Below are 14,676 nucleotides of genomic sequence, written 5' to 3'. Positions count from 1 at the left end.
GCGGAAGCCAGCCGGAACTTGAGGGGGGTGTCAGATGGTCTGTGTAAGTCCGGTGCTCATCAGTGAGAGGAAGATCTATGAGCATGGCGTTAGACGACAAGCAGCAGGGCCACGACGACGAGCAGTTGCCTGAACTGGCCGAGCCGCGCTCGACCGCGGAAGTCGCCGAGGCATTACAGGCCTCGGGCATGGTCGATGAGCTGCTCGCCCAGATCGATACCGGCCAGGTCCAGATCACCGGCGAAGGCGGGTTGATCCCAGGTCTGATCAAACTGGCCCTCGAACGCGGTCTGAAGGCCGAGCTGACCGATCACCTCGGCTATGCCAAGGGCGATCCGGCCGGGCGGGAGTTGCCCAACGCCCGTAACGGGTCGAGTCCGAAAACGGTGGCCTCGGAGGCCGGGCCGGTCGAGCTGAACATTCCTCGTGACCGTGACGGCACGTTCACCCCGCGGCTGGTCCCGAAGGGCTCGCGCCGCCTCGGCGGCCTCGACGACATCATCATCTCGCTGTATGCCGGCGGCATGACGTTGCGCGACATTCAACACCATTTGGCCTCCACGATCGGCACCGATCTCTCGCACGAGACGATCTCGAAGATCTGCGACGAGGTCCTCGACGCGGTCGATGAATGGCAGAACCGGCCGCTGGAGCCGTTGTATCCCGTCATCTACCTTGACGCCCTGGTAGTGAAGGTCAAAGACGGCGCCCATGTCCGAAATAAGCACGCCCACATTGCTATTGGCGTCGATATGGCCGGCGTCAAGCATGTGCTGGGAATCTGGATACAGGCCGAGGAAGGCGCCAAGTTCTGGGCCGGGGTGTGTGCGAATCTGGCCAACCGCGGCGTCAAGGACGTGCTGATCGTGTGCTGTGACGGGCTCACCGGATTCCCCGAAGCGATCGAGGCGACTTGGCCGCTGGCCACGGTGCAAACCTGTGTGGTGCATCTGATCCGCAACTCGATGCGGTTCGTGAACTACAAAGACCGCAAAGACGTCGCTCGGGCGATTAAACCGATCTACACCGCCCTCGATGCCGAGACCGCCCGCCGCGAGTGGGAAGCCTTCCGCGACTCGGAACTAGGCGCCAAATATCCGAGTGCGGCAATGGCTTTCGACCGAGCCTGGGATCGGTTCATCCCCTTCCTGGCATTCCCGCCCGAGCTGCGCAAAGTCATCTACACCACCAACTCGATCGAGTCGCTGAACTACCAGCTCCGCAAGGTCATCAAGAACCGCGGACATTTCCCCAACGACATCGCGGTCCGCAAACTGCTGTGGCTGGCCATCTGCGACATCGAAGACAAACGAGCCGCTCAACGCCTCAAAGAACGCGGGACCAGGCGGTCACAGCCCCGTAAGGCCCTCGGACGACTGGTCGAGGGACAGGTCGTCACCAACTGGAAGCAGGCCCTCGGACAGCTCGCTCTGGCCTACCCCGACCGGATCGAACCGCACCTCGGCTAAACCCACCGACCACAAGAAAATCAGGAGTCACGTTCTTACACAAACATCTTGACAAGCTCAACTTGAGCGGTGTCGAACCGGTGTTGGCGATGTTCAGGACAGCCTGGGACGACTGGCCGGGAACCATGTTGGTTCCGTTCAGCGCTGGAAAAGTGAACGACGAACCACCACCGGAACCCGGTGCGAGACCGATGGTTCCGGTGGTGATATTGCTGCCGGAGGTGTCCGCCTGCTTGGTCCACAGCGCCAGGGTGGTTTGTACAGATCCGAAGAGCAGCACCACCACCCCGATCGCGAGAGCTGCAAAGAGGACGCCCCGTCGCTTGAGGGCTGCGGGCATGAATTCTTCGCGGTTACGGACGGACTTGGTTCAGTTCGATCTTCATGCCGCTGACATTGATCGTCCCGTTCGTGAAGTCCGTATTCGGAGTTGCCGACGAGAAAGCGACAGTCACGGTGACGGGGAGGACCTGGCCGTTCGAGACCGTCACGGGCGTATTGGGCGTGCCACCGCCCACCACCGTCGTAGTGGTGACATATGTCGTTGTCGGCGTGGTGGATCCGGTGCCGATCCCGATGACCGACAACTCGGCCTTCATGTTCTTTCCCGTGGCCGTCACGGTGCAGTTCGCGTTGTACTCCCAGGTGTCGCCCGGCACCATCAGGTCGGTGGCGGGGTTGATCGCCACCTCTGGGACGTCGCCGGATACGTCGGTCCAGGCGCCCGCAGGGCAGTCGAGAAAGAAGTTTCCCGCGGTGATCGAACCCCCGGCAACGTCCTCCTGGTCACTCCACAACGCATACGACCCCAACCCACCCAGCAGCAGAATTGCACCAGCGCCGACAGCAACTGCGCCTTTGGCCTTCCGATTCATGTCACGCACCCTTCCAGGAACAACCACTCCCCAGCAGTACGCGATGGGGAACCTACGTGACGTTAGCGAATTTGTTCAAGAATGGTTAGTGAAAGCAAAGACAAAATTGGGACAAGTGGCATGGGTGTTACGGAAGTGAATCTGGAATGTCACGATTCGACCGGATTGCCCGGATCGCGTTCCGGAAGGGGGCGTAAAGGGATATCAGGGCGTCCGACGGGGTGCCGCACACGACGCTTTGCGGCCAGATAAACCGCAGCCGTTCTTTCTGCGACCTCGGCCCAAGAGAATTCCTCGGTCAATCGTGCCCGAGCGCGAATCGCGCGCTGGGCTGCCGCATCGGGGTCCGAAAGCGTTGCGCGGACGGCCGCGGTGAGACCCGCGACGTCGGCGGGCTCGAACGTGAGCCCGGTGTCCGGCTCCTGCACGGCCTCGCCGAGACCGCCTGCGGTGGACACCACCAGCGGGATGCCGGTGGCGGCGGCCTCGAGTGCGACGATGCCGAACGGCTCGTAACGGCTGGGCAGCACGATCGCATCACAGCGGTGCATCAGCGCCACCAGGTCCTCGTGGCCCACGGCGCCGAGGAAATTCACCGCCTTCGCGACGCGATGTTTGCGAGCCAGATCCAGCAGCCAGTCCCGCTGGGTGCCGTCGCCGGCGATCGTCAGCGTGGTGCCCGGGTGGCTGCGCCGGATGCGGGGGAGCGCGGCCAACAGGTCCTGCACGCCCTTCTCGTATTCCAGCCGACCGGCGAACAACAGTTCCGCCGGGCCGCTCGTCCGCGGGCGCGGCGCGAACGGCCATGTGCGGACGTCGATTCCGTTGTGGATCACGGTGATGTCGCCGGCGTCGTAGCCGAACAGGCGGTTCACCTCGTCGCGCATCGACGCCGAACATGTGATGAGAGAGTCGGATTCGGTGGCCAGCCACCACTCGACCGAGTGCACCTGGCGGTTCGTCGGGCCGCTGACCCAGCCGCTGTGCCGGCCTGCCTCGGTGGCGTGGATGGTGGAAACCAATGGCACGTCGAAGAATTCGGCGAGCGCGATCGACGGGTGCGCAACCAGCCAGTCGTGGGCGTGCACCACGTCGGGGGTCCAGCTCCGCTCACCGGCCAGGAGTCGCAGCCCCGCGCGGATGAACGAGTGGCCCATCGCGAGCGTCCACGCCATCATGTCCTGCCCGAAGTCGAACTCCGGCGGGTCCTCGGCGACCGCGATCACGCGCACACCCTCGACCATCGCATCGACGGTGGGGTGGGTGAGGGCGTCGGTGCCGGAGGGACGACGCGTCAGGACCACCACCTCGTGTCCGGCGGCGGCCAGTTCCGTGGCGAGGTGATGGACGTGCCGGCCGAGGCCGCCGACGACCACGGGTGGGTACTCCCACGACACGAGCAGAATCTTCATCACATGCCCCCCTCGGCGCCGTGCCCCTTCGCGCGAGGTTCCGCCGTCATGATCGCGTAAAGGCGACGTGCGTCGAGCGCGGGGAAGAGATTGTCGGCGCGCGCCCAGTTCCGCGCCAGTTCCTCGGCGACCGCGTCCCGACCCCGCAGCGCGGCGTCGCAGATCTCCCGGGTGGCGTGTGCATGCGTGTGCGCACGCGAGACCGCATACTCCGCAGCGGTGTCCTTCGACACCATGAACGGCCAGTCCGACGAGACCGTCAACAGCGTCTCCCGCACGATCTGGTCGGCGACCCGATTCCGCTGACCGCGATCGCTGAGCAACTTCGCGACGGCGTCGAGCGCCGTCTCGGTGACCTCGGCGTTCAGGGTCACCAGGTGCTCCACCTGGGGGCCGTTCCACACCCGCCAGTCCTTGCCGGAACCCCACGACGACGCGGGCAGGTCGACCGGTTCGCCGACGAGTCCGGCTCGCGTCGCCCCGGCCAGGGTCCCGACCTTCACCCCGACCTCGCGCAGCCGTCGCAGCACCCGTTCCAGCCACACCGGACCCTCGTGCCACCAGTGGCCGAAGAGCTCGGTGTCGAAAGCGGCCACCACCAACGCATCTCGGCCGATGCGCGCCGATTCGTCGATGAGCCGCTGCCGGACGTGACCGATGAAGTCCTCGACGTGCCGGTCGATCACCGCGTCGACGCGCGACGGGTCGTACGGCTTCTTCTGGTCGCCGGGCACCGACCGCCCGGTCACCCGGAAACGCTTCAGGCCGGTTTCGTGGTCGTAGGTATGGAAGTCGCGGTACGCGGCGTGGCCCGGGTAGCCCGACTTCGGCGACCAGACGCGATAGCTGACGGTCAGGTCGCGCCCATAGGCGATGACGCCGCTGTCGCCGACGGGCCGGCCGAGCGCGGTGTCGCCGTGCAGCGTCGGGCCGTCGACCATGAAATGGCCGACTCCGGCGCGTGCATACTCGGCCTCCATGCCCGGGTCGAAGGCGCACTCGGGTGCCCAGATGCCGGCCGGGTCGAATCCCCACCGCGCCCGCGCGTCGGCGAGTCCCTCGGTGAGCGAGAACATCCGCAGCCGGGGATCGAGGAGCGGGGCGAACGGATGCGCGAGCGGCCCGCCGAGGATCTCGACGACCCCGCTCGACGCCACCCGCCGGATCAGCGGGGAGGCCCCGTGACGCCACTTGGTCTCGAAGGTCTCCAGCGCGCGCTGGGCGGCGAGGTATTCGCGACTCCCGGCCTCGGCGCGGTCGGGGTCGGACGAGACGGCGGCCTCGGTCGCCCGTAGCTGCCAGTCGGCGAGCCATTCGTACATCGACGCCGCGCAGTGCGGGTCGTCGAGCTGTGCGGCCAGCACCGGGGTGATGCCGAGGGACAACTGATCGGTGAACCCGTCGTCGGCCAGTCGCTCGAGCATGTCGAACAGCGGCAGGTACGACGCCGCCCACGACTGATACAGCCATTCCTCGCCGACCGGCCAGCGACCGTGATTGGCAAGCCACGGCAGATGGGAATGAAGGACAAAGGTGAACTGTCCCGGAACCGAAGAGCTGGTGTTCGTCACGACATCAATCCCGGGTGGCGACGGCGAACAGATCGAGCGACGCGTCGATGTCGCGTTCGCGCGCGTCGACGACGTCGAAATCCTCGGCGACGACGCCGGCCACGTCGTCGACCAGACCGTCCGGCCACGGTTCGCCGGCAAGGGCCCGCGCGATCTGGGCGTCGATCAGCGATCCGCCCCACTTCTCGTCGAGCGCCTGCAGTCGCGGGCCGTGGTGGACGCCGAGCATCGCGTCCAGCGTGAACCCGCCCTCGACGATCAGCTCGGTCAGCTCGGCCGCGTTGAGCTCACGCGTGTGGAACGGGTTGAGCGGGGTGTCGCGCCCGGGGGAGAAGGTGATCCGGTTGGGCGTGGAGATCAGCAGGCGGCCGCCCGGCCGCAGCACCCGACGGCACTCGTCGATGAACTTCGCCTGATCCCACAGGTGCTCGATGACCTGAAAATTGACCACCATGTCGACCGACCCGTCGGCGAGCGGCAGGTCGACGAGATTGCCCTGATGAACGATCAGCCCCGGGTAGCGGCGCCGGGTGTGCTCGACCGCGGCCGCGTCGTAGTCGACGCAGACCACCGACGACGCCCCGGCGTCGGCGATCATCACCGCCCCGTATCCCTCGCCGGACCCGGCCTCCAGCACATCGCGGCCGGCGCAGCGGTCCAGGATGTGGAGGTAGGCGATCTCATGGCGGCGGAACCAGTAGTTCTCCGCGGGAATGCCCGGAACGGTGCGTTCACCGGTCAGCGCGAGCTGCTGGTCGGTGTCGAGTGCCTCGAGGCCGGCGGCGCCGGCAGGGGCCGGTGTGCCGGGGGCCGGAGAGCCGAGGTCTGCGTCAGTCATCTGCACGAGCGTAGGGCATCGCCAACCGCCCCTCGCCCGGTCCCGTCGCACGTGACCGACCAAGCGAACGGTCGGGAGCGGTGCCGGGACGGGTGCGACGCCCGCGTGAGCCCCATTGTGTGAGGTAGTCGATCTTTGGGGAGCGGATGCGACCCGCTAAAGTGGTGGAGACCCATGGCCTTACCCGCCGGTAAGTTGCCGAACCCGACGCAGGAGGTCGACGTAGACCCATGACAAATATTGTCGTACTGATCAAGCAGGTTCCCGACACCTGGTCCGAGCGCAAGCTCCGGGATGATGACTACACGCTCGATCGTGAGGCCGCCGACGCCGTCCTGGACGAGATCAACGAGCGTGCCGTCGAGGAGGCGCTGAAGATCAAGGAGGCCGACGGCGGTGAGGTCACCATCCTGACGGCCGGTCCGGAGCGGGCCACCGACGCCATCCGCAAGGCCCTGTCGATGGGCGCGGACAAGGCCATCCACATCAAGGACGACCTCCTGCACGGCTCGGACGCGGTCCAGACCGCCTACGTCCTGGCCCGCGCACTCGGCACCGTCGAGGGCGTCGAGCTCGTCATCGCCGGCAACGAGGCCACCGACGGTCGCGTCGGCGCGATCCCGGCCATGATCGCCGAGTACCTCGAGCTGCCGCACCTGACCCACCTGCGCAAGCTGACCCTCGAGGGCGACACCCTCAAGGGTGAGCGCGAGACCGACGAGGGCATCTTCCACGTCGAGGCGTCGCTGCCGGCGATCGTCAGCGTGAACGAGAAGATCAACGAGCCGCGCTTCCCGTCCTTCAAGGGCATCATGGCCGCCAAGAAGAAGGAAGTTCAGGTCGTCTCGCTGGCCGAGATCGACGTCGAGCCGAGCGATGTGGGCCTGGAGAACGCGGGCAGCGTCGTCAACTCCTCGACCCCGAAGCCGCCGAAGACCGCGGGCGAGCGCGTCACCGACGAAGGCGACGGCGGCACCAAGGTCGCCGAGTTCCTGGTCGGCCAGAAGATCATCTGATTCTTCTCGACAGACCAACCGGCGAACCCAAGACCCTCAGGAGAAAACCAAAATGGCAGAAGTACTCGTGCTCGTGGAGCAGGACGCCGAAGGCGCCCTGAAGAAGGTCACCAGCGAGCTCATCACCGCCGCCCGCGCTCTCGGTACCCCGTCGGCTGTCGTCGTCGGCAAGCCCGGCTCGGCTGACGGCATCATCGACGGTCTCAAGGAGGCCGGCGCCGAGAAGATCTACGTCGCCGAGTCCGACGACGTGCCCAACTACCTGATCGACCCGCAGGTCAACGTCCTGTCGTCGATCGCCGAAGACGTCTCGCCGGCCGGCATCCTGGTCGCCGCGACCGCCGACGGCAAGGAGATCGCCGGTCGCCTGGCCGTGCGTCTGGGCTCGGGTGTCCTCGCCGACGTCGTCGACGTCAAGGAAGGCGGCGTGGGCATCCACTCGATCTTCGGTGGCGCGTTCACCGTCGAGGCCCAGGCCAAGGGCGACACCCCGATCTTCTCGGTCCGCCCCGGTGGCGTCGAGGCCGCTCCGCAGGCCGGTGCCGGCGAGCGCGTCGACGTCGAGGTCCCGGCGGTGTCGGAGAGCGCCGTCAAGATCACCAAGGTCGAGCCGAACGTCGGCGGTGACCGTCCGGAACTCACCGAGGCGTCGATCGTCGTCTCCGGTGGTCGCGGTGTGGGCAGCGCCGAGAAGTTCTCGGTCGTCGAGGAGCTCGCCGACGCGCTCGGCGCAGCCGTCGGCGCCTCGCGTGCCGCGGTCGACTCGGGCTACTACCCGGGCCAGTTCCAGGTCGGCCAGACCGGCAAGACCGTGTCGCCGCAGCTGTACATCGCCCTCGGCATCTCGGGCGCGATCCAGCACCGCGCCGGCATGCAGACCTCGAAGACCATCGTCGCCGTCAACAAGGACGAAGAGGCGCCGATCTTCGAGATCGCCGACTACGGCGTCGTGGGCGACCTGTTCAACGTCGCCCCGCAGCTGACCGAGGAGATCAAGAAGCGCAAGTGATCTCACCGATCGCCTGACCTTCTGGTCGACTGACTCCACGACGGCCCCCGACGTTCGCGTCGGGGGCCGTCGCGCATCTCGGGACGCGCACGCCCGGCAAGTGACATCGACTGTTCTCTGATATAGGTTCTCAGTCGTGAGCGGTCGCGCGGGCGGCCGTCGCCGATCACCGGTTCAGCCGTATGCCGAAGGAGCCCGACGATGACGTCCACCTTGTCCCGAGAAGCGGCGCGCGCCAAATTCTTCGAACTCAAGGAGGTCGACGGCCTCGTCGACGACGCGGTGCTCGACACGGTGTGGGCGGGCCTGGCCACCCTGCGCCCCGAAGAGATGCTCGGCCGGTGGAAGGGCGGCGAGTTCAACACGGGCCACGCGATCAACGGGGCACTGGCCAAGGCGAAGTGGTTCGGCAAGACCTTCACCTCGCGCAGCGACGTGCAGCCCCTGGTCTGCCGTGACGAGGACGGCAACCTGTTCTCCAACGTCAAGCTCGGCAAGGGCGAGGCCAGTCTGTGGGCGATCGAGTTCCGCGGCGAGGTGACGGCATCGATGGTCTACGACGGCCAACCGGTCATCGACCACTTCAAGCGCGTCGACGACACCACCGTCATGGGCATCATGAACGGCAAGGGTGGCGTCATCGACGGTCGTCACCTGTACTTCTACCTCGAACGCGTCTGATCTCACCCGCACCGCGCGGAATTTGTCGGCGCCGTCGGCGCGTCTATCCTTGCTAGCGATGCCCTTGTCAACCCGAGCGCCGCGCGCGTCCGTCTACCTCGACCACGCCGCTTCGACGCAGATGCTGCCCGAAGCCGTCGAGGCGATGACCGCTGTCTTCGCCGACCCGGGTAACGCCTCGTCGCTGCACGGGTCCGGGCGCGCGGCACGACGCCGGCTCGAGGAGGCGCGCGAGGCCATCGCGGCCGCGGTCGGCGCGCGCCCGTCGGAGGTCATCTTCACCGGCGGCGGCACCGAGTCGGACAACCTCGCCATCAAGGGCATCTATTGGGCGCGCCGTCGCGCCGATGCCAGGCGACGCCGCATCATCGTCTCCGCGGTCGAGCACCACGCCGTCCTCGACCCGGCGCAGTGGCTCGCGTCCGACGACGACGCCGAGCTCGTGGTGCTGCCGGTCGACGCCGAGGGCGTCGTGTCGCCGGCGGATCTGCGCGCCGAGCTCGAGGCACACGCCGACGAGACCGCGCTCATCTCGGTGATGTGGGCCAACAACGAGGTCGGCTCGATGCAGCCGATCCACGAGATCGCCGCACTGGGAGCTGAATTCGGTGTCCCGGTGCACTCCGACGCGATCCAGGCCGTCGGACACGTGCCCGTCGACTTCGCGGCGAGTGGCTTGTCCGCCTTGAGCATCGCCGCCCACAAGTTCGGCGGGCCGCAGGGAGTGGGGGCGCTCTTGCTGGGCCGCGACGTGCCGTGCGTGCCGCTGCAGCACGGCGGGGGACACGAGCGCGACGTGCGTTCGGGTACCCAGTTCGTGGCCGGGGCCGTCGGCATGGCCACCGCGCTCACCTGGTGCGTCGAGAACATGGACGCCAACACCGCCCGCGTGCGTGAGCTGGCGTCGAGGCTGACCGACGTCCTGCTGGGCGTCGAGGGCACGGTGCGCAACGGCGCCGCCGCCGACGCGCGACTGCCGGGCAACGTGCACGTGTCCTTCGCCGGATGCGAGGGCGACTCGTTGCTGATGCTCCTCGACGCCAAGGGCATCGAGTGTTCCACCGGGTCCGCGTGCACCGCGGGTGTCGCCCAGGCCAGCCACGTGCTGATCGCCATGGGCCTCGGCATGGCCGACGCCCGCTCGTCGCTGCGGTTCTCGCTCTCCCACACCACCACCGACGCCGACATCGACGCGGTGGCCCAGGTCATCGACGAGGTCGTCGATCGCGCACGCGCAGCGGGCCTCGTCTCCGCACCCGGCGGGAAGGTTTCGTGATGCGCGTACTGGCAGCGATGAGCGGCGGCGTCGACTCGGCGGTTGCGGCCGCCCGTGCGGTCGACGCCGGCCACGAGGTCGTGGGCGTCCACCTCGCCCTGTCCACCGCGCCCGGGGCGCTACGGACGGGTTCGCGCGGCTGCTGCTCGCGAGAAGACGCCGACGACGCCCGCCGCGCCGCCGACGTGCTCGGAATCCCGTTCTACGTCTGGGATTTCGCGGACCGTTTCAAAGACGACGTCATCGACGAGTTCGTCGAGGCCTATGCCGCCGGGCAAACGCCGAACCCGTGCCTGACCTGCAACGAGAAGATCAAGTTCGCCGCGCTCGCCGACAAGGCGATCGCCCTCGGCTTCGATGCGCTGGCGACCGGACACTATGCGCGACTGGAGAACGGCGAACTACGCCGTGCCGTCGACTCCGACAAGGACCAGTCGTACGTCCTCGCCGTGCTGACGAAGGATCAGTTGGCGCGGGCGATGTTCCCGGTCGGGGACACCCCCAAGAGCGAGATCAGGGCGGAGGCCGCCCGCCGCGGCCTCGCCGTCGCCGACAAGCCCGACTCGCACGACATCTGTTTCATCCCCAGCGGCGACACGCGCGCCTTCCTCGGCGCCCGGATCGGCGTCCGGCCCGGTGCGGTCGTCGACGCCTCCTCCGGTGAGCGTCTCGCCGAACACGACGGCGTCCACGGCTTCACCATCGGCCAGCGCAAGGGCCTCGGCATCGAGGCGCCGGCCGCGGACGGCAAGCCGCGCTATGTCACCGACATCGACCCGGAGAGCGGCACTGTGACCGTCGGCACCGCAGCCGACCTGCAGGTGTGGGGCATCACGGCCACCCGCGCGGTCTGGACGTCGGGGGAGGCCCCCGATGCGCCGTTCGAGGCCGTCGTCCAGGTCCGGGCGCACGGCGGACTCGCGCCGGTGACCGCCACCCCGACCACCGTCGACGGCGAGCCCGCGATCGACATCGTCCTGCACGAACCGCTGACCGGTGTGGCCAAGGGCCAGGCAGCGGTCCTCTATCTGCTGGACGCCGAGCGCGGCGACCAGGTCGTAGGGTGCGGACGCATCGCGGCCACCTCGTCGCAGCCGACCGTCGCAGCGGCTCGGTGACCACACCGGCACTGCCCACCGGGCTCGGCACCGGTGTCGGGTCGATGCCCGGCACCGACCCGCGTGCGGCCTCGTCGATCGTCAACGGCGAGCTCGATCTCGCCCATCTCGTCGAGCTGCCCGGCAGGGGCGTCGGCGCCGATCTCATCGGTCGGATGGCGGCGCTGCTCGTCGACCTGCCGATGGACACCGCGACCTGGGGATACCGCCTCGCGCAACGTGACTCACTGCTCACCCGACGCGCCGCCGACTACCTCAAAGAGGATCTCGACGTCGTCGAAGAGCTATGGGAGAACGCCGGATTCGTGGGAACAGGGCGTGCGTTCAAGGTCCAGGTGGCCGGCCCCTTCACGACGTCGGCGATGGTCGAATTGCCCAACGGTCACCGCGTGCTGCGCGATCCCGGTGCGGTCCGGGACATCGTCGCGTCCGCGGCCGAGGGAATCGCCCACCACGTCGGCGAGATCCGCCGACGCCTCGGCGCCGAGGTCGTCGTCCAGATCGACGAGCCGATGATCGGCCAGGTGATCGACGGCACGGTCCGCCCGCTCACCAGGTTCGACCCGATCCGCGCGATCCCGGCGATCGAGGTGGCGCGTGCCCTCGGTGAACTCGTCGAGCACGTGGGCGCACCGGTGATCCTGCACGACTGCAACAAGCCCCGCTGGGACCTCCTCGAACACCTGAAGACGGTGGCGTACTCGATCGACGTCACCGCGCCGACCGCCGCGGACCTCGACGGCATCGGCATGCTCATAGACCGCGGTGGAGTCCTGGTGGCGGGATGCATTCCGTCGACCGAGCCGGCACGTCCGGTGCGCGCCGAGACCATCGCCACCGACCTCGCAGCGATCACCGATCGCATCGGCCTGAACCGAAAGGTGCTGGCGGACAACATCATCGTCACACCCACGTGCGGTCTCGCCGGTGCCTCACAGCGGTGGGCCAAGACCGCGTTGTCCATCTCTGCCGAGGCCGGGCAGTTGCTGTCGGGAGATCCCACCGCGCTGTGAGTCGCGGTGATCTCGTCGGACGATTCTCTGACCGACGAACGTCTCCATGGCGCGTGCGACGTCATCCTGCATCGGCGACATCCATGAACGTCGTTGATCCCCAGCGATGTCGCGGGCGACTGCGTTTCCGTCGAAGCCGGTCGACATCCCCGACGGCGCCTCAGTTCGGGTAGGCGTGGTCGAGTAGTGCGGCGTAGAGCGCGAGTTCGGCCGGTGTGGCGTGTTGCAGGTCGGTGTAGTGGAACCGTGGTGGGTGTGGCGGATCGTCGGGCGGCCCGGGTTCGGGTTGTCCGTGTTGGTCGGGTGCCCTGCGCTGGTCGGGCTTGTCAGGTGTGGGGTGGATGTTGTTGCGGGTCTCGGTGAGGATGTGTCGGAATCGGTGGCCGATGTCGGGTTTTCGGTTGATCCGTGGGCGTCGGGGTGGTGTGCCGGGTGCGGTGTTGAGTTGCCAGGTGCAGCGCCCGGCGTCGGGTCCGCTGCCGATCATGCGGGTGGTGTAGTCGCCGGGGCGGTTGCCGATCATGTGGTGATGGCGGGTGCAGGCTGGGGCGAGGTTGTCGATGTCGGTGCCACCACCGTCACCCCAGTCGGTATGGGCGTGGTGCATCTCCGCACGCGTTGCGGGCACATCGCAACCGGGCGCGGAGCAGCTGTCGCCGCCGGGACGGGCGAAGGACGCCAGGCGTTGTTCCATCGACGCCAGGCGTGTGCCGCGTCCGAGATACAGCGGTGCGGCGGTGGCATCGACGAAGATCGCCAGCCACGGTTGCACTGTGGCGCCTGTCCTGATCAGGTCTTCGATGTCGATGAGGGTGCCATCGGCGGTGGCCGCCAGCCCGGCCGCACGCTGCAGATCTGCCAGGTCGGCTTTGACGATCAGCTGGATGGGCAACCCGCGATGAGTCTTGCCGAGCAACCCGTCGTCGAACACCGCTTGCAGCAGTGCGTTGAGGGCGTCGTGGTTGAGTTGTGCCGGGGTACGCAGATCCCGTTCGGCAGCGGCTTCCAGCCGCTCGGGGTCGGCGTCCTGGATCGCCCCGGTCGGTGAGTCGGGGTCGTCGGGGTTGTTCATCCCGGGGCGCGCCCACACATCCAAGAACGTCGCCAGGCGTGCGCGGAGTTCTGGGGTGAGGGTGGCGGTGAGTTTCGATGTGCCATCAGCGCGTTGCCGGTTGATCCAGAGCTTGCGGCGTCGTCTGCGGTCCTCGAGGTCGGTCAAGACCCCGTCGGGGTCGAGGTGTGCCAGCAGGCGGGCGCCGGCACGCTCGATCTCCGGTGGTGTCATCCAGGTGGCGTACTCGGCCATCGTGCGTTCGGCAGCAGCCGTCACGTCATGGGCTATTGCGGCGGGGATCTGATCGAGCACGTCCATCACCGCGTGCACGTGATCGGGACCGACGCGTCCGTCGGCGAATGCTGCAGCCAGGGTAGGCAGTTCGGGTTGGAGGGGTTGGCCGGTGAGGTCGGTGAACGTCGCGATGGCCTGCACGCGGGTCCGACGCCGGCCCGGCCGGGTCATCCGCAGCACATCGTGCATGTAGGCCAGGATGTTGCGCCGGCCGGTCTTGCGCGGAAGGTTGCGGGTTTCGACCTCCACCAGCTGTTGGTCGCCGGCGGCTGTCACTCGCGCTACGACGCGCTCGGTTTCGGCGGCCACATACTCGACCTGCGCATCCGACAACGCCGACAGATCCGCCTGCAGCAGTTGTGTGGCAAGTCGATGCATCTCGTCGACGATCGCCACTGCGTCAAGGGATGTGGCGACTGCCGGCTCGGTCACGATGAGCACCCCCCAGAAACCCGGATCGAATGTATGTTCGACCATACCTGCAGATCCTGTTTCGCGGCGTGTTTCTCCACAGGACGTGTCCGGGGATGAAAGCTTTTGTGGCTCAAGTTGATGTGGTGCCGGTGCACCATGTCTTCCATGGCGGGCGGCTCTTGTCCGATCCTGCGAGGCCTGTGCCGAACGGCTGCGCATCCGTGCTGCACCGAACTATTCTGCGGGTGTGCCGCATCCGATCATGTTCGACGACGCCGACCCGAAGCTGGTCCGCGTGCGCGAGATCGCGCTCGCGCTGCCCGACACCACCGAGGTCGTCGCGCACGGGCGTCCGACGTTCCGGTGCGGCAAGATGTTCGCCGAGTACGGCGGCGGACTCAAGGGCGGCAAGGTCCGGTACGACCAGTCGGTCCTGTTCATCCCCGACGAGTCCGAGCGGCCCGCGCTGGTCCAGGACCCGCGGTTCTACGTGCCGGCCTACTACGGGCCATACGGCTGGCTCGGTCTGATCCTCGACGACGACACCGACTGGGGAGAGGTGGCCGAACTCATCGACGCCAGCTACCGGCACGTCGCGCCGAAGCGGTCGGTGGCCAAACTCGACGGCTGACTGTC

General features: G+C 67.5%; 13 protein-coding genes. 8 read left to right on the top strand and 5 right to left on the bottom strand.

The features are described 5' to 3' along the window. Nucleotides 1-77: 77 nt before the first annotated feature. A complete protein-coding gene (locus tag E1P53_RS01220; RefSeq protein WP_131733218.1) occupies nucleotides 78-1,469 on the top strand; it encodes an IS256 family transposase in 1,392 nt (463 codons plus the stop codon). A 353-nt stretch (nucleotides 1,470-1,822) separates the two neighbouring features. On the opposite strand, the gene E1P53_RS01210 is transcribed toward E1P53_RS01220, so the two are convergent. The 4 genes from E1P53_RS01210 to E1P53_RS01195 form a co-directional block, all read right to left on the bottom strand. Then, complete coding sequence (locus E1P53_RS01210; protein ID WP_131733217.1) at nucleotides 1,823-2,344, bottom strand: alternate-type signal peptide domain-containing protein; 522 nt, start codon at nucleotides 2,342-2,344, stop codon at nucleotides 1,823-1,825. Nucleotides 2,345-2,493: 149 nt separating this feature from the next. Then, nucleotides 2,494-3,756 carry a glycosyltransferase family 4 protein gene (locus tag E1P53_RS01205; RefSeq protein WP_131733216.1) on the bottom strand — a complete coding sequence of 421 codons (1,263 nt, stop codon included), beginning with the start codon at nucleotides 3,754-3,756 and terminating at the stop codon, nucleotides 2,494-2,496. Further along, nucleotides 3,756-5,327: a 1,4-alpha-glucan branching protein domain-containing protein gene (locus E1P53_RS01200; RefSeq protein WP_131733215.1), complete on the bottom strand. Its 1,572-nt coding sequence runs from the start codon at nucleotides 5,325-5,327 to the stop codon at nucleotides 3,756-3,758. Before E1P53_RS01200 ends, E1P53_RS01205 begins: the two co-directional genes overlap by 1 nt. 4 nt (nucleotides 5,328-5,331) lie before the next feature. Continuing rightward, on the bottom strand, nucleotides 5,332-6,165 hold the full coding sequence (locus E1P53_RS01195; protein ID WP_131733214.1) for a class I SAM-dependent methyltransferase: 834 nt from the start codon (nucleotides 6,163-6,165) through the stop codon (nucleotides 5,332-5,334). 230 nt (nucleotides 6,166-6,395) lie between these two features. On the opposite strand from E1P53_RS01195, the gene E1P53_RS01190 reads away from it, so the two are divergent. The 6 genes from E1P53_RS01190 (at nucleotide 6,396) to E1P53_RS01165 (ending at nucleotide 12,278) form a co-directional block, all read left to right on the top strand. Continuing rightward, a complete protein-coding gene (locus tag E1P53_RS01190; RefSeq protein WP_006898567.1) occupies nucleotides 6,396-7,181 on the top strand; it encodes an electron transfer flavoprotein subunit beta/FixA family protein in 786 nt (261 codons plus the stop codon). A gap of 52 nt (nucleotides 7,182-7,233) precedes the next feature. Then, complete coding sequence (locus E1P53_RS01185; RefSeq protein ID WP_006898566.1) at nucleotides 7,234-8,190, top strand: electron transfer flavoprotein subunit alpha/FixB family protein; 957 nt, start codon at nucleotides 7,234-7,236, stop codon at nucleotides 8,188-8,190. A 201-nt stretch (nucleotides 8,191-8,391) separates the two neighbouring features. After that, nucleotides 8,392-8,871, top strand: a complete 480-nt coding sequence (locus E1P53_RS01180) for a DUF4334 domain-containing protein (protein ID WP_006898565.1) — start codon at nucleotides 8,392-8,394, stop codon at nucleotides 8,869-8,871. A gap of 58 nt (nucleotides 8,872-8,929) precedes the next feature. Further along, entirely contained in the window at nucleotides 8,930-10,147 is a 1,218-nt protein-coding gene (locus E1P53_RS01175) for a cysteine desulfurase family protein (RefSeq protein WP_040526167.1), read from the top strand. Next, the gene (gene mnmA / locus E1P53_RS01170) at nucleotides 10,147-11,265 is read left to right on the top strand and encodes a tRNA 2-thiouridine(34) synthase MnmA (protein ID WP_006898563.1); all 1,119 of its coding nucleotides are present in this window, start codon (nucleotides 10,147-10,149) and stop codon (nucleotides 11,263-11,265) included. Before E1P53_RS01175 ends, mnmA begins: the two co-directional genes overlap by 1 nt. Further along, nucleotides 11,262-12,278: a uroporphyrinogen decarboxylase/cobalamine-independent methonine synthase family protein gene (locus E1P53_RS01165; protein ID WP_131733320.1), complete on the top strand. Its 1,017-nt coding sequence runs from the start codon at nucleotides 11,262-11,264 to the stop codon at nucleotides 12,276-12,278. The genes mnmA and E1P53_RS01165 overlap by 4 nt, the downstream gene beginning before the upstream one ends. Before the next feature lie 160 nt (nucleotides 12,279-12,438). Here E1P53_RS01165 and E1P53_RS01160 read toward each other — a convergent pair whose 3' ends face one another. Then, nucleotides 12,439-14,103, bottom strand: a complete 1,665-nt coding sequence (locus tag E1P53_RS01160; protein ID WP_371830981.1) for an HNH endonuclease signature motif containing protein — start codon at nucleotides 14,101-14,103, stop codon at nucleotides 12,439-12,441. 184 nt (nucleotides 14,104-14,287) lie between these two features. Here E1P53_RS01160 and E1P53_RS01155 point away from each other — a divergent pair, with 184 nt between their 5' ends. Then, a complete protein-coding gene (locus E1P53_RS01155; protein ID WP_006899879.1) occupies nucleotides 14,288-14,671 on the top strand; it encodes an MmcQ/YjbR family DNA-binding protein in 384 nt (127 codons plus the stop codon). Nucleotides 14,672-14,676 lie beyond the last annotated feature (5 nt).

It is taken from the genome of Gordonia paraffinivorans (assembly GCF_900683595.1).
GTDB classification, from domain to species: domain Bacteria; phylum Actinomycetota; class Actinomycetes; order Mycobacteriales; family Mycobacteriaceae; genus Gordonia; species Gordonia paraffinivorans.
This window is presented reverse-complemented; position numbering and strand designations above follow the sequence as displayed.